Consider the following 15,232-nt stretch of genomic DNA (forward strand, 5'->3'; position numbering starts at 1 on the left):
TTGTAAGCTCGTGTATAGAATGTTTGCTGTAGTAAAAAGAGAACAACCTTTTGTAAATTTAGTACGATATAATTTGCATATGTCTTAGAATACACAGATCTATCAGTGTGAGAATTAAATTTGCGATACTTGTGAAATTATTAGTGCTCTTTGTGTTTAAAAAAAACTTTCATAGATATGTAAAAGAAAAATCTGCAAGGCTAGCGAGAGCATCAAAAAATATAAAATCTATCTTTTGAAGCCAAAAAAAGCTGCCTCATGAGAGACAGCTTTCTTTTATAGATTCATAAACAACCTCGGATTTACCGGAGTGTTGTTTTTATGTACTTCATAATGAAGATGAGGTCCTGTAGATCGTCCGGAGTTTCCTGATTTAGCAATCACCTGACCTACTTTTACTTTATCATTCACTTTGGAAACAAGTTGTGATAAATGTCCGTAAAGAGTAGCCAGTCCGTTTCCGTGAGAAACAATGACACAATTTCCGTAACCTCCTTTTTGTCCGGAGAAAATAATTGTTCCCGCAGCAGCAGCTCTTACATCAGAACCGAATGCAACAGCAATGTCTAATCCTTTATGGAACTGCATCTGATCTGCTTCAGCTGGAGGGTTATTTTTTTCCATAGGCGAAGCTTTCGAAGTCGAGGTTCCGGCAACGGCTTTAGTAGCAGATGTTGAAGCTGCCGATGCAGAAGCTACAGGAGCAGCTTTTGGAGTTACCATCACTTTAACTTCTCTTTTATTTCCATAGCTGTCTGTAAGTTCAACTATTTTTTCCACAGGTTCAGCTTTAACTTCCGGTTTGGGAGCAGCTGCAGCAACAGGTTTAGATTCTGTAGCAGCGTTTGATTTTACCGAAGCAAAAACAGTTTTAAATGGAATAGGATTTTTTCTGATACCGAAATTAGATGAAATATATCCATCTGTAGGCATACCCAATGGAACCTGCATCAACTTTTTCTGTAGGTCCATCAGATACTGGCTGTATCGGTTGGCTTGCTTGGAAAGATAAATAGAATTGGCAATACTGTCCTGATCAAGCATCATTAGCTTTTCATTGGAGATGTCTTTAGACTTCAGGAAAGAGTTCAGTTGAGAAACTGTTTGATCTACAAGAGTAAGATCAGTTTTCATTTTCAGATAATCTACACTGTCTTTTTCAGTGTTTATTTTTACGAGGTTCACTTCATAGTTTTTGTCATCCTTCTCTGAGAAAAGTTTGGCAATGAAGATACTTTGTGCAAAAACTACTAATAAAAGTCCTCCCAGGAGAATGTTTACGTTCTTCTTGCTGTTTAGAAATTTTTTCATATTTCCTCTCTTAGAATATTTAAAACGGTTTTAAGACTGCAAATTTAATTAAAAATAAGTATTGTTGGTTATTCTTAATTAAAACTCAGTTTTTTCTGTATCAAACGCTGAATTGCATATTTAATTGTGCTGAAGCATTATTTTTTTCAGAAAGTGGTTTTTTATCATGCCTTAAAGTATTCTGTTAAATCTTTGTTTAATATATTTGCAGTTCACATTCCAATTATGGCTAAAAAGAAAATTATTTCAGAATCTTCGAATCCAAAAAAGACTAAAAAGGATGTTTCTGTAGGAGTAGTAGGAAGCGGAAGTTTCGCAACTGCTATTGTAAAAATGCTTGTTGAAAATTGTAAAGTTGTGCACTGGTGTGTAAGAAGTGAGTTTGTAAAAGGAGCAATTGAGCTTCGTGGGCATAACCCGACTTACCTTACAGCTGCCCACTTTAACCTAAAGAGTTTAAAGTTAACCACAGATATTAATGAACTGGTTTCTGCCTGCGATGTTATTGTTTTGGCAACACCTTCCATTTACCTGTCGGATACTTTGGATAAGATGACTTGTGATTATTCAGATAAAATCTTTGTTTCTGCAATTAAAGGAATTATTCCAAAAGTAAATGATGTAGTAGCACATTATCTGCGTGATGAGTTTAAAATTGGTTTCAGAAACCAGGCCGTCATTGCAGGACCTTGTCATGCTGAAGAAGTGGCGATGGAAAGACTTTCTTACCTTACCATTGCTACCGTAGAAGATGAAACTGCAGAAAAACTGAAAGGAGTTTTCAGTTCAGATTTCATTAAGGTACAAACCAGTAAAGATATTCTGGGAAATGAGTATAGTGCTATTCTTAAAAATATTTTTGCCATCGGAGCAGGTATTGCCAGTGGATTAGGATATGGTGATAACTTCACTGCTGTTTTTGTATCCAATGCGATCCGTGAAATGGAAATTTTCCTGGAAGCAATTTATGAAGCACCAAGAGATGTAAACGAAAGTGCTTATCTGGGAGATTTATTGGTAACAGCTTATTCACTCTTCTCAAGAAACAGAAATCTTGGAAACCTTATCGGAAAAGGATATACTGTAAAATCAGCAATCCAATCAATGAACATGGTGGCGGAAGGATATTATGCCGCACAATCCATTTACAAGACATCCAAACAGAAAAATTTGAAATTACCAATTATTGATACTGTATATGCTATTCTTTATGAAGGTAAAAATGCAGAAAAACAATTTAAAAAGTTAACTGCAAAGTTGAATTAATAAAAATAAAAAATAAGGTTCTCAAGTGAGAACCTTATTTTTTTGTAAATAGATCTGTAGAGTTAGAACTGAAGCTCACTATTGACTCATTTTTGTAATAACTAAAGCCAATGACGATCTTACATTCAGATTACTGGCTGTAAATCCGTTGCCTGTATCAAATTCAAATTTTTGTTTGATAGTAGTGGGAGCAGACAATGTTAAAAAGTAACTCCCTTGAAAGAAAGTAAATGAACTTGATAATTGGCACATTCTATTCGTTTCTGTAATGTTGGTACCAGTAACTGCATTAATCATATAGGATTGTGTACAGGTGAAATTTTGAGAAAGGTATTGCGTATTGGAAGTTCCGTTATTGTTATTAGCATTACTTGAATCTACAGAATAGCGCAGAATATATGTTCCGGCTGGTAAAGTAATAGTAGAGGTGTCGGCCCCCAGGGAAGCTCCAGTAATTTTATTAGCTGCTACTGTAAAATTGGTAAGAGTGTTATTGGTACTTCCGGTAGGAATTAAAACCCCTGAACTAATAATTAACGACATAGCCTGAGGTTCAGCACCGGAAATGATGAGACGTTGCCATTGATCTCGAATCCATACATAATATCCTTTAGGAAAAGTAGAAGAACCTCCTTTATTGTAAATCATAAGACCATCTGTAGGGTTTGCAACTGGAATTGATGTACTATTGAGCACTGTTAGATCGTATTGTGGAAAGAGTACCCCCTTATTAGAAGAATTAATGTCTAAAGCGCTGCTTGCATTGGGTGTGATTGTATTAATACCAACTTGCGCATTAACAAATGTCGCAAACAGTATTAAAGGTATACAAACAATATAAATATAGGTTTTCATTGTAATATTGATTATTGGTTAAGGGCTGATCTTTGAATATCTACTTTTGCATTGGTGACAATGACCTCTCCATTATTTGGAGCAGAACCTCCCGCACCCAATTGATAAGTACCTCCTGCATCATGAGCAATGGAAGGGATAAGTGTAATAGGTGTCGCCGAAGTTGTTACAAATGAAAAACTCATATTTAAGGTATGGGTTTTATTACTTGCTATAGACTGGGCGTTAATGCTTATCGTTTTTCCGTATTGAGCTCCGGAAACAGGGTCAACAAGTTTTACAAGATACTGATGGAGATGTACAGTAGTATTTCCAATTCCCGCAGTGGAAGTTTCCAGCGCTGTTCTTATATTAAGACATACATTTACCAGATATCCACTGTTTCCAGGAAGTGTAATAGCTCCTGTTGATGCATTATAAGAAGCTCCAATATCATTGGAGATTACAGTAAAAGCCACATCATTGAAGTTTTTAAACGTGCCATTTGTGAAATTCCCCAATATAGGATAATCGGTGGTGCGTTGAAGCATCATATAACTTACCAGATTATAGGTGTCCGCCATCTGTGTCCATCTGTTATTTTTCCATATATAAATACCAGGACTAATTGAATTCCCTTTGTTATATATGATAAGACCCGGAGTAGGATTAATAACAGGGCTGATATTATTTAGAATGTCTGTAATATCAACTCTAGGAAGAAGAACTCCTTTATTAGTAGACTCCGATACTTCCAACACGGCAGAGCCGTTAATTGTTGTTTTGCCAATTCCTACTTGTGCATATGAAATCTGTGCTATGATAAATAATAGCAGTATATAACTTCTTTTCATTTTTTGTGTTTTTAGAGTTGTGATATTTTAATATAAGATCCTGTAGGAATTACATTCACAAGATCATAAAAAGTACTGTTCTGCATTCTTCCCAGTCGTAATCTTAATCCTCCGATAATGTTGGCATTAGGATTAACAGGAACACTGTAATAATAGGACCATGTTGCTAAATGGTTGGTGTTCAGTTTTGAAACAATTGGGACTTCTTTTCTTGTATTCGTACCTGGTGTAAATGTATTGCTTGTATTAATGTATACGTCATTGGTGAAATCTATAAAATACCCCATCAGATAGTAAGTACTGCCGGTAAGAGGAGCTGTACCACCTTGCCCGGAAGGGCTTTCCGGAGGAGAATTTAAATTAAGGTTCACTTCTACCAGATAATTTCCCTGAGGAAGAACCAGAGAGTATCCTCCTGAGCTTGGATTCTGAACAATTTTAAACCCGTTAATATTGGACACACCGGATATAGTAGGAAGATTTACTAATAGTTGCGTGTTGACACCGGCAGCTGCATTATCCAGAGCGGATAAACTTCCGGTAAAATCAAGATAAGCAACTTTAGGTGTGTTTTCAGCGTCAATAGTACTTTGCCATTGATTTAAAGTGCCATTGAAAACGTGCAGAGCTTTATTGTTGCTATTAGTTCCACCATTAAAGCCTATAAGAGCATTCGCAGGAGAAGCTACCGGAGATGTTGTATTACTGAGACTGGTAATGTTCAGGTTTGGGAATAACATTCCTTTGTTTCCTCCGGAGATGACAACTGTGGGAGTGCTGGTATAGCCGCTTCCTCCATTATTGATGGTAATCCCTGTAAGAACACCATTCGTGATATTGGCAGTTGCACGAGCTTTTGTACCACCGTTTACAATAGATCCACCACCATAAAGGTTTACTGTAGGAGCTGTGAGATATCCACTTCCTCCATTATTAATGGTAATTCCAGTTACCACTCCTCCTGATATTGTAGCAGTGGCAGTTGCTGAAATTCCATTGAAACTTTCAATATGCAAAATTGCACTAGGGTCCGGTTTGGACGTGTTGATTCCTACACTTCCGCTTTGGGCTAATGCCACTGTTGCGAAAAATGTACTTACGAAGTTAACAATTTTCATCTTTACTATGTTTACGAAATAATTTTAATTAAATACACAGGAATATGGTATTAAATCAATTTAAATATACGTATAAAAAATGACTAATTTGTATTTTTAATATAGAATTAAATCTATTTGTTTGAATAATTATCAATAAAAGGTGATTTTTCGTTTTTAAAATTCAATATATAATCACTTATTATTGAAAAAGTAAATTGACGTAAACGGTTATGATTAAAATGTTTTTATACGACAAGTTTAAATGAATTTTTATTAATATAAAACAAATGAAGTGAGCTAACGGGATAATTACTTACATTTTGGTGAATTATGAGCAGATTAAAAATAGATTGTTTTTAATTAAAATTTACTTTTTGTCATTGTTATTATTAATCATTTCAATGTTCCTTTATTGATACTTTCCATTATATAGTGTTGTGTAATTAAGAAGTGTTTTTAGAACAAAAATTAACGTGTTAAAATCGTTAAACGCGTTTCTCTTTTTAAAACTTTTCCCGAAATTTGAACTAAAATTTAAAATTATGTCACAATCGCTTACAAGCAGAACACCGAAACCTAAATACGACGTTGTACTGATAGGGGGCGGAATCATGAGCGCTACTTTAGCCACGCTGCTTCATGAATTTGATCCAACACTTGAAATTGCCATCTTCGAAAGACTAGGAAGGTTTGCCAAAGAAAGTACAGCAGCTTGGAACAACGCCGGAACAGGGCACTCCGCATTTTGTGAGCTAAATTATACACCGGAAAACCCGGATGGTAGTATTGATATCAAGAAAGCTGAAAGTATTGCAGAACAATTTGAAATCTCAAAGCAATTCTGGGCTTACTTATTAACGAAAGGTTATATTCAGGATCCAAAGGACTTCATCAATGCTTGTCCACACATGAGCTTGGTATTTGGAGAAAAAGATGCTGAATATCTTAAAAAACGTCATGATAAAATGTCTGAGTCCGTTCTTTTCTCCGGAATGGAATTTTCAACAGATCATGATAAGCTGAGAGAATGGATTCCATTGGTAATGAGCAAAAGAAATAAGTCTGAAGTCATGGCGGCTACCAAAATGGATATGGGAACAGACGTGAATTTCGGAACCTTGACCAGAAAAATGGGAAGACATCTTTTGGAAGATTCAAAAGTTGAGGTATTCCTATATCACGAAGTGAAGGATATTAGCCCTAAAGAAGATGGTAAGTGGGAGATGAAAGTGAAGGATAGAATCCATAGTCACAAACAGGAGGTGAATGCTGATTTTGTATTTATTGGTGCCGGAGGATATGCGCTTCCATTATTGGATAGCTCTGATATTAAAGAGAGTGAAGGATATGGAGGATTCCCGGTTTCCGGACAATGGCTGGTAACACATAATCAGGAATTGGTAGAAAAACATCATGCTAAAGTATATACACAGGCTACAGTAGATGCTCCGCCAATGTCTGTTCCGCACCTTGACCTTAGAATTATTGATGGGCAGAAAGCACTTCTTTTCGGTCCTTTCGCAGGGTTTTCAACAAAATTCCTGAAAGAAGGAAGTTATCTGGATTTACCGGAAAGTGTAAATACTAAAAATTTAAAATCTTTATTTGGAGCTTGGTGGCACAATCTTCCTTTGACTAAATATCTTATTCAACAGGTAGCGATGACGAAGTCTCAAAGAATGCAGCATTTAAGAGAATTTATCAAGGATGCTAAAGAAGAGGATTGGGAATTGAAAGTAGCCGGACAAAGAGTTCAGATCATTAAGAAAGATGATAAACTGGGAGGTAAACTGGAGTTCGGAACTGAAGTAGTTGTAAATAAAAATGGGACTATTGCATCTTTATTGGGAGCTTCACCGGGAGCATCTACAGCAGTAGAGGCAATGCTTACTGTGATCGAAAAATGTTTCCCTGAAAAATTGAATGGAGAATGGAAAGCTAAGTTGCTGGAAATGGTTCCGTCATATGGACAAAGACTGTCAGAACATCCTGAGCTTACTGAAAAAGTAAGAAAATATACCAAGGAAAAGCTGGAATTAGAATACTAAATATTAATAATGAGCAATGAATAGGCTGTATCAACAACATTATTCATTGCTCATCCCTTATTACTCATAGAAAGGTGGAAGAAATAGTTATAAAGCCGGTTATTGCAAAAGAACTCCTGGAATCTCTTCAGACAAAAATAGAAGAAGAGAAACAGGTGATTGTGCATTGTTGCTTTCCCGCATCACCATTTTTAGGGAATTTAATCAGGATCTGGCATTCAACCTATCTTTTTGATAACCAGTCTGAGCATAGAAGCAAGCTGATTCATGCAGAGAATATTTCAATTTCTCCCTATTGGACGCCCGTTCCCTTTATGCAGGATTTTTGGTTTACTTTAATCTTTTCAGGATTACCGAAAGACTGTAAAAGTTTCGATCTTAAAGAAGTTATTCCTGAAGAAGGAGGTTTCTTTGTAGAATCTATTAAAAGAAATTCATTGGATGTTTATCGCGTAAAAATATCAGAATCTTATTAGCATGAAGATAAGGGAAGAAAAGCTGGAACACATTATTCACTGGGCAGAAAATAATCCGGATATCCGGGCTGTTCTTTTAACCAGCTCATTAGTAAATCCCTATGCTCCTGTGGATAACTTTAGTGATCTTGATGTAGAACTGGTTTTTCAGAGCAGAAAGGCTTATGAGGAGAATAATGAATGGATTAAGCTTTTCGGAGAACCTATTTCTATGATAGAAGAAGATGATACTGCTTTTGATGGAAAACATGCCATGAAAATGGTCTTGTACAGAGATCATATAAAAGTTGATTTTAAGCTTTATCAGGTGTCTGAATTCTGTGAAGAGGTGAAGGAAGAAATACTTCCGGAAGACTGGGATCTAGGATATAAAGTTTTAGTTGATAAAGATGGTCTTACAAAGAATTTGAAGGCTCCCACTTATCAAACTATTATGATTCATCAGCCAACAGAAAAAGAGTTCAAACAGTTACTGAATGATTTCTGGTGGGATACAACCTATGTGGCAAAATGCCTTAAACGTGGCGATATTTTCTATGCTAAATTCATATCTGAAAATATATTGAGATCAGATTATCTGGTTCCTTTAATTGAATGGTATATTGCAAGCTCTCATAACTGGAATAATATAACCACCAACAAACATGGAAGACTCTTTAAAAAATATCTTTCTGCAGAATTATGGAGTAGAGTAGAAGCTACCTTCTCAGGCAGTGATATTGAGGGAAATTGGGCTGCCTTGTTTGCTTTTGCTGATCTTGTTCATGACTTTGGAACTGCTTTGTCAGAAAAACTGAATTTTCAATATCCTCTTCAGCATGAAACTGACATCCGAAATTATCTTACAGAAGTAAAAGTACTGCCTTAAGCAAATTCATTCTGCCTGATCAGATTTTCAATACAATATTCTGCAATGGCTGTAATGGTTACAAACGGATTCACTCCAATGGTTCCGGGGATTAAAGATCCATCCAGTACATACAGGTTTTCATGATCCTTTAGCTTTCCAAACTCATTGGTGGCTTCCCCTAATACACATCCACCCAATGGATGATAACAGATATCTGCTCCAAAACCATTATTAAATAAGAGGTGACTTCTGGTTCCTCCATTTGCATTATTCATTTTTCGGATAAAATATTTGGCATTTTCCCTCATTTTAGCGGTATTGCTTTCATCCCAGTTCAAAGTAATTTTTTGATTGATGGTATCGTAACCTACTTCTCCTTTTTTATCTACCCTGTTGATGAGAAGATATAAAGCAGTGGCAACATCCATTCCCATTGGTAAAGGAGCTATTTCAGTAAAAAATGGATGTTCTTTATCATCCCAGTTATCAATCCCTCCCACCGGAATGGTTGATTGTTTAGAACCTGTTCCGCCTGACAAAGGTTTTACCCAGTTTCTTCCGGTCATAAAGTTTCCGTTATTCCCCCAATTCTTACCTACTTTTTCATGAACAGGAAGATTATTTACAGCATTGGAATGCAACAACAGTTGTAATGTTCCCATCGTTCCTGCGGAGAGAATTAGTTTTTTACAGTTAAAAATCTTTTCTGCAACTACTTTTCCAGAAGTGTTAATCTGTTGAACATTGAGGGTGTAACTTTTATCATCATTGAGCTTGATATGATTTACACAGTGAAGATCCAGTATTTCAAGATTTCCGGTTTCCATGGCCTTTTTCAGATAGGTTTTATCCAAACTGTTTTTTCCATGGTTATTTCCATAGATTACTTCTGTATTGAGGGCAGAACGGGGAACTTCATTTAAATATTCCTTTTCCATGTATTTAAAATCATATACATTGGGAACCCGCATGGTTTTAAAACCGGCTTTATGGGCTTCTGCTTCACCTACTCTTGTGAACTTATAATAAGGACATTCTTTTAGAAACTGCTCATCAATAACATTTACTTTGAGTTCTTCCCGAACCAGTGGAAAGTAATGATTAAAAAACTTTTCAGCATCAAGGTTGGGGAAAATTTCTTTAAAGTAGCTTTCTTTGGGAGTTACTGCCATCCCGCCATTAACCAAGGAACCTCCGCCAACACCTCTTCCTACCCAAATATTTAAATGTTCAAATTCCAGACGATCCAGTATTCCGGTAAAAGGAGTAAGAGAGAATAAATTCATGAAAGGAGCAATACTTTTCTTCTTCAGCCATGCAGAACTTTTTCCAGGTTTCAGAAGATTGGAGAATGGAATTCCTGCTTTTTCCCAATTAAGACCCATTTCAAGTAAAACAACTTTTTTTCCGGCTTCACACAGACGCAGGGCAGAAACAGCACCTCCATATCCGCTTCCAATGATAATAATAGGAGCGTCAATGGTTTCTATTACCGTATTGGCTCTTCTTTCAGCTGCCTGAAGAAGATCTGATTGTAGAAAATAAAAACCTGATATAGCAAGTATGCTCGTTTTGATGAATTTCTTTCTGTCCATGGGCTTTCCTGCTCAAAAAGTATGCTACATTAACGGGAACTTATTTTATTTAAAACAGATTATACTTTTTATTAAAATTTTAACTTTTCATTTGCAGGAAATTCATAGTTTTACTTATAATTTAAAACTCATGAAAAAATATATATTGATATTTTTACTTCTTCCTTTATTGGCTTTTTCTCAGAAAATGGTTTCAAAAGAAGTAATGGAAATCAAAAAATTTCAAAAAAATCTTGATGCAGAATATCTGAATCCTAAGGAAACTCCTTTACGTGGAGATAATTTAAAAAATTTTAAAGGGCATCCGTTTTTTCCTTTTGATCTGAAATATCGGGTGACAGCAAAATTTGTTAAAACTGAAAACGCACAACCTTTTGAATTACCAACCTCTTCTGGTAAAACAAAGTCTTATAAAGAATATGGAAAAGCTACCTTTGAATTGGATGGAAAGCCTTATACATTAACGTTGTACCAAAGTCTGGCCCTTATTAAACAGGAAAAATATAAAAATGATCTCTTTTTACCATTCCGAGATGCTACCAATGAGAAAGAAACTTATGGTGGCGGGAAATATATGGATCTGAAAATACCGAAAGGAAATACTATTGTTCTGGATTTTAACCAGTCTTATCATCCGTTTTGTGCTTATAATGCCTACGATTATAATTGCCCGATTGTTCCTGAAGAAAATAAACTTCCTGTGGAAATACGTGCAGGGGTAATGTATGAAGATATTTATCATCATTAATTATGGTAAGCTTAGAATTCTTTAACTCAAATGAGCACCTTTCAGGGGTTAGCTATAGTTTAGATGAAAATCAGTTGCGTTTCACTGCATCTGCCAATCAGGCCTTACAAAATATTGAGAAAAGAGATGATAATGATGCCTTTCCCATTACAATTCTGGAAAATAATGTTCCGGCAGGATTTTTTGTTCTTGATTTTGGAAAAGATAAATTCGAGCTTACGGATAATCAAAATTCTGTTCTGGTAAGATCTTTATCTGTAAACCCTGAGATGCAAGGTAAGGGAATTGGGAAAATAGCCATGATGATAGTAGATGATTTCGTAAAGGAGAACTTTAAACATTGTGATGAAATTGTTTTAGCAGTGAATCAGAAAAATGATTCCGCTTATCACATCTATCTGAAAGCAGGGTATATTTATGATGGTAAAACAAGACTCGGAAGGAGCGGTCCGCAATATCTGATGTATAAAAAACTTTAATAAAATTTTAAAATTATAATCCTTTTACTGCTGATTTCTTTCCATAACTTTGAGTAACATCAATTTACAACTATGGAAATATCACTTCACAATCAGGTAGCAGTAGTTACAGGAGCCTCCAGCGGTATTGGTTCCGGTATTGCAAAATCATTGGCTTCAGCAGGTGCAATTGTTATTGTCAACCATTCTTCACCAAGATCTCAGGATGAAGCAAAATCGGTATTGAAAGAAATTACGGATGCCGGAGGGAAAGGAATTATTTATCAATGTGATGTTTCACAGGAAGACCAAGTCGTAAAGATGTTTCAGGATGTAGTTTTTGAATTTGGTACTGTAGATATTCTGATTAATAATGCCGGAATTCAAAAAGATGCGAAATTCACTGAAATGACTTTAGATCAGTGGAATGCCGTAATAGGTGTTAATCTTACAGGACAGTTTCTTTGCGCAAGGGAAGCTGTCAAAGAATTCCTTCGCCGGGGAATAGATACATCCCGCTCCATAGCTTGTGGAAAGATTATTCATATCAGTTCTGTGCATGAAATTATTCCATGGGCTGGACATGCTAATTATGCCTCCAGTAAAGGGGCTATTAGAATGCTTATGCAAACGTTAGCTCAGGAATATGGTGCTGATAAGATCCGCGTTAATTCTATTTGTCCGGGAGCCATTCAAACACCCATCAATAAAAATGCATGGAGTACATCAGAAGCCCTCAATTCACTGCTCACCCTTATTCCTTATAACAGAATCGGACAACCACAGGATATAGGAAACCTTGCTGCATTTCTGGCAAGTGACCTTGCTGATTACATTACCGGAACCAGTATTTTCGTTGATGGTGGAATGACCACCTTTGAGAGTTTCTCTACAGGTGGGTAAATGCCTTTGATTTAAAGCTCAAGGTTTAAAGTTTGGATTTGTTGTCATAAAAAGCAGTTATATTTTACATTACTTATTGCTCATTATTCATTACTCATAATTAATGCTTATGTCAGAAAAACACAGAGTTTCAGATATTTCATGGAAAAAATGGGGTCCTTATGTAAGTAACCGTGAATGGGGACTTGTTCGTGAAGATTATAGTGAAAATGGAGATGCCTGGAATTATACCAGTCATGACACAGCAGAAGCCAAAACTTACCGTTGGGGTGAGGAAGGCATCTGTGGAATATGTGATGATCTCCAAAAGTTGATATTCTCCGTTGGTTTCTGGAATAAAAAGGATAAAATGGTAAAGGAACGATTCTTTGGACTTACCAATGGCCAGGGAAATCATGGGGAAGACGTAAAAGAGTATTTTTATTATCTGGATTCCACACCTACCCATTCCTATATGAAGATGTTGTATAAATATCCTCAAAATGCCTTCCCTTACGATGATCTGATAAAAAACAATGCAGAAAGAGGTAAGAACGAACCCGAGTATGAGTTAATTGATACCGGAATCTTTGATAGCAATGAATACTTCGATATTTTTATTGAATATGCCAAGGAGAGCCAAAATGATATTCTTGTCCGGCTAACAATAATTAATAAAGCAGAAAAAGATACAGCCCTTGTAATTTTACCAACTGTCTGGTTCAGGAATACCTGGAACTGGGGATATGATGATTACAAACCTCAATTGTCTGCTGAAGAAGCGAATCATATCAGAATAAACCATAAGGATCTTGAAACTAAGAATTTCTACGCAAAACAATCTTCAAAAATGCTATTTTGTAATAATGAGACTAACAATCAAAGACTGTATCAGTCTTCCAACGAGTCAAGATATTGCAAGAATGGGATTAATGATTTTGTACTGACAGGAAATTCTCAAGCAGTTAATCCTAAAAATACCGGTACAAAAGCATCATTTTTTATTGATGAATATTTTAAAGCTAAAGAATCCAAAGTATATGAGTTCAGAATTTCTGATAAGGAACTAAAAGATCCGTTCAGTGATTTTGACTCTATTTTTGAAACACGATATAAGGAGGCAGATGAATTTTATGCTGATATTCAGAAAGGAATTCAGTCAGAGGATGAAAAATTGGTTCAAAGGCAGGCATTTGCCGGTATGCTTTGGAACAAAATGTTTTACCATTACAATGTTGAGAAATGGCTGAAAGGTGATCCTGCAGAAATACCACCGCCCAAATCCCGGGAAAGGATAAGAAATTATGAATGGAAGCATCTTAATAATGAACATATTATTTCTATGCCTGATAAATGGGAATATCCTTGGTATGCCACCTGGGATCTGGCTTTTCATACGATCAGTTTTTCATTAATTGATCCGGATTTTGCCAAACACCAACTGAAACTCTTTTTATTTGAATGGTATATGCATCCTAACGGGCAGCTCCCTGCTTATGAATGGAATTTAAGTGATGTAAACCCTCCGGTACATGCCTGGGCAGTGTTCCGAGTTTTTAAGATTGATGAATATTTAAGAGAAAAACCTGATCTGGAATTTTTAGAAAGTGCTTTTCAGAAGTTACTGATGAACTTTACCTGGTGGGTAAATAAAAAAGATATCAATGGCAATAATATTTTTGAAGGCGGCTTTTTAGGCCTTGATAATATTGGGGTCTTTGATCGGAATTCGGTTCTTCCGAATGGAGAGCAGTTGGAACAATCCGATGGAACAAGTTGGATGGCCATGTTTGCACTGAATATGATGCGTATTGCCCTTGAACTTGCATTGTACAATCCTGTTTATGAAGAAATGGCTATGAAGTTTTTTGAACATTTTCTGGCTATTGCTCATTCATTAGATAATATGGGGGATGAAAATTTCAGCCTTTGGGATGAAGAGGATGAGTTTTTCTATGATGCTATTGCCTCCAGTGACGGAACTCATATGTATTTACGACTAAGAACTATCGTAGGGCTAATTCCTATGTTTGCCGTTGAGGTGATAGATGATGAAATGATTGAAAACCTACCTAACTTCAAGAAAAGAATGAAATGGGTATTAGAAAATAAACCAGAATTAGCAGCCTTGGTTTCAAGATGGGAAGTGAAAGGACAGGATTCGAAACATCTTTTGTCTTTGCTTCGGGGGCATAGATTAAAAAGATTGTTGGCAAGAATGCTGAATCCTGATGAATTCCTAAGCGAATATGGAGTGAGGGCCCTTTCTAAGGAATATGAAGAAAATCCTTATACCCTGAACCTCAATGAAACCGATTATTCTGTAAAATATGCTCCCGCAGAAAGTGACAGTGGATTATTTGGTGGGAATAGCAACTGGCGCGGGCCGATTTGGTTTCCTATCAATTTTTTGATTATTGATAGTCTCCAACGTTTTTTCTTCTATTACAGTCCTGACTTTTTAATTGAATTCCCCACTGGAAGCGGAAGTTATTCAAATCTGGATCAGATAGCAGACTCTTTAAATAAACGGCTTGCAAAGATATTTTTAAAGGATGATAACGGGAAGCGTCCTGTAAATGGGCAATATGAAAGATTTCAAACTGATCCTGATTTTAAAGATTATATTCTATTTTACGAATATTTTCACGGAGATAATGGGCGTGGAGTAGGAGCCTCTCATCAAACAGGCTGGACAGGGCTTATTGCAAAAATACTACAACCAAGGTTTACTAAAAAAGAAATGGCCGAATCTGAAACGGAAATGCCTGAAGATGTTGAAGAAGTAAAAGGGAAAGAAAATGAATAAG

At 36.0% G+C, this 15,232-nt stretch carries 13 protein-coding genes; 8 read left to right on the plus strand and 5 right to left on the minus strand.

Annotated features, from left to right (window positions below; genetic code table 11):
• Nucleotides 1–276: 276 nt before the first annotated feature.
• Entirely contained in the window at nucleotides 277–1,311 is a 1,035-nt protein-coding gene (locus BLS98_RS19280; protein WP_089738538.1) for a M23 family metallopeptidase, read from the minus strand.
• 225 nt (nucleotides 1,312–1,536) lie between these two features.
• Between BLS98_RS19280 and BLS98_RS19285 the strand changes: the two genes are divergently transcribed.
• Entirely contained in the window at nucleotides 1,537–2,577 is a 1,041-nt protein-coding gene (locus tag BLS98_RS19285) for an NAD(P)H-dependent glycerol-3-phosphate dehydrogenase (RefSeq protein ID WP_089738539.1), read from the plus strand.
• 78 nt (nucleotides 2,578–2,655) lie between these two features.
• On the opposite strand, the gene BLS98_RS19290 is transcribed toward BLS98_RS19285, so the two are convergent.
• From BLS98_RS19290 to BLS98_RS19300, 3 genes are read right to left on the minus strand one after another with little or no spacing between them, the layout of a single operon-like run.
• Entirely contained in the window at nucleotides 2,656–3,432 is a 777-nt protein-coding gene (locus BLS98_RS19290; protein ID WP_089738541.1) for a hypothetical protein, read from the minus strand.
• 11 nt (nucleotides 3,433–3,443) lie between these two features.
• Nucleotides 3,444–4,265 carry a hypothetical protein gene (locus BLS98_RS19295; protein ID WP_089738543.1) on the minus strand — a complete coding sequence of 274 codons (822 nt, stop codon included), beginning with the start codon at nucleotides 4,263–4,265 and terminating at the stop codon, nucleotides 3,444–3,446.
• An 11-nt stretch (nucleotides 4,266–4,276) separates the two neighbouring features.
• On the minus strand, nucleotides 4,277–5,383 hold the full coding sequence (locus tag BLS98_RS19300) for a hypothetical protein (RefSeq protein ID WP_089738545.1): 1,107 nt from the start codon (nucleotides 5,381–5,383) through the stop codon (nucleotides 4,277–4,279).
• 524 nt (nucleotides 5,384–5,907) lie between these two features.
• On the opposite strand from BLS98_RS19300, the gene mqo reads away from it, so the two are divergent.
• From mqo to BLS98_RS19315, 3 genes are all read left to right on the plus strand, one after another.
• Nucleotides 5,908–7,413, plus strand: a complete 1,506-nt coding sequence (mqo, locus tag BLS98_RS19305) for a malate dehydrogenase (quinone) (protein WP_089738548.1) — start codon at nucleotides 5,908–5,910, stop codon at nucleotides 7,411–7,413.
• Between the two features lie 74 nt (nucleotides 7,414–7,487).
• Nucleotides 7,488–7,889 carry a hypothetical protein gene (locus BLS98_RS19310; protein ID WP_089738549.1) on the plus strand — a complete coding sequence of 134 codons (402 nt, stop codon included), beginning with the start codon at nucleotides 7,488–7,490 and terminating at the stop codon, nucleotides 7,887–7,889.
• Between the two features lies 1 nt (nucleotide 7,890).
• Entirely contained in the window at nucleotides 7,891–8,757 is an 867-nt protein-coding gene (locus tag BLS98_RS19315) for an AadS family aminoglycoside 6-adenylyltransferase (protein ID WP_089738551.1), read from the plus strand.
• On the opposite strand, the gene BLS98_RS19320 is transcribed toward BLS98_RS19315, so the two are convergent.
• Nucleotides 8,754–10,334, minus strand: a complete 1,581-nt coding sequence (locus BLS98_RS19320) for a GMC family oxidoreductase N-terminal domain-containing protein (protein WP_089738552.1) — start codon at nucleotides 10,332–10,334, stop codon at nucleotides 8,754–8,756. The genes BLS98_RS19315 and BLS98_RS19320 overlap by 4 nt on opposite strands.
• A gap of 130 nt (nucleotides 10,335–10,464) precedes the next feature.
• Between BLS98_RS19320 and BLS98_RS19325 the strand changes: the two genes are divergently transcribed.
• The 4 genes from BLS98_RS19325 (at nucleotide 10,465) to BLS98_RS19340 (ending at nucleotide 15,231) form a co-directional block, all read left to right on the plus strand.
• Nucleotides 10,465–11,082 (plus strand): DUF1684 domain-containing protein, encoded by a 618-nt coding sequence (locus tag BLS98_RS19325; protein ID WP_089738858.1) that lies wholly within the window; start codon nucleotides 10,465–10,467, stop codon nucleotides 11,080–11,082.
• A 2-nt stretch (nucleotides 11,083–11,084) separates the two neighbouring features.
• A complete protein-coding gene (locus BLS98_RS19330; protein ID WP_089738554.1) occupies nucleotides 11,085–11,561 on the plus strand; it encodes a GNAT family N-acetyltransferase in 477 nt (158 codons plus the stop codon).
• Nucleotides 11,562–11,633: 72 nt separating this feature from the next.
• The gene (locus tag BLS98_RS19335) at nucleotides 11,634–12,443 is read left to right on the plus strand and encodes a glucose 1-dehydrogenase (RefSeq protein ID WP_089738556.1); all 810 of its coding nucleotides are present in this window, start codon (nucleotides 11,634–11,636) and stop codon (nucleotides 12,441–12,443) included.
• Between the two features lie 109 nt (nucleotides 12,444–12,552).
• Nucleotides 12,553–15,231, plus strand: a complete 2,679-nt coding sequence (locus tag BLS98_RS19340) for an MGH1-like glycoside hydrolase domain-containing protein (protein WP_089738860.1) — start codon at nucleotides 12,553–12,555, stop codon at nucleotides 15,229–15,231.
• The last annotated feature ends 1 nt before the right edge of the window (nucleotide 15,232 follow it).

It is taken from the genome of Chryseobacterium jejuense (assembly GCF_900100075.1).
In the GTDB taxonomy this organism is placed as follows: domain Bacteria; phylum Bacteroidota; class Bacteroidia; order Flavobacteriales; family Weeksellaceae; genus Chryseobacterium; species Chryseobacterium jejuense.

Coding starts and splice junctions, on each gene's coding strand:
- BLS98_RS19280 (WP_089738538.1), bottom strand. CDS start 1,311: ATGAAAAAATTTCTAAACAGCAAGAAGAACGTAAACATTCTCCTGGGA.
- BLS98_RS19285 (WP_089738539.1), top strand. CDS start 1,537: ATGGCTAAAAAGAAAATTATTTCAGAATCTTCGAATCCAAAAAAGACT.
- BLS98_RS19290 (WP_089738541.1), bottom strand. CDS start 3,432: ATGAAAACCTATATTTATATTGTTTGTATACCTTTAATACTGTTTGCG.
- BLS98_RS19295 (WP_089738543.1), bottom strand. CDS start 4,265: ATGAAAAGAAGTTATATACTGCTATTATTTATCATAGCACAGATTTCA.
- BLS98_RS19300 (WP_089738545.1), bottom strand. CDS start 5,383: ATGAAAATTGTTAACTTCGTAAGTACATTTTTCGCAACAGTGGCATTA.
- mqo (WP_089738548.1), top strand. CDS start 5,908: ATGTCACAATCGCTTACAAGCAGAACACCGAAACCTAAATACGACGTT.
- BLS98_RS19315 (WP_089738551.1), top strand. CDS start 7,891: ATGAAGATAAGGGAAGAAAAGCTGGAACACATTATTCACTGGGCAGAA.
- BLS98_RS19320 (WP_089738552.1), bottom strand. CDS start 10,334: ATGGACAGAAAGAAATTCATCAAAACGAGCATACTTGCTATATCAGGT.
- BLS98_RS19325 (WP_089738858.1), top strand. CDS start 10,465: ATGAAAAAATATATATTGATATTTTTACTTCTTCCTTTATTGGCTTTT.
- BLS98_RS19330 (WP_089738554.1), top strand. CDS start 11,085: ATGGTAAGCTTAGAATTCTTTAACTCAAATGAGCACCTTTCAGGGGTT.
- BLS98_RS19335 (WP_089738556.1), top strand. CDS start 11,634: ATGGAAATATCACTTCACAATCAGGTAGCAGTAGTTACAGGAGCCTCC.
- BLS98_RS19340 (WP_089738860.1), top strand. CDS start 12,553: ATGTCAGAAAAACACAGAGTTTCAGATATTTCATGGAAAAAATGGGGT.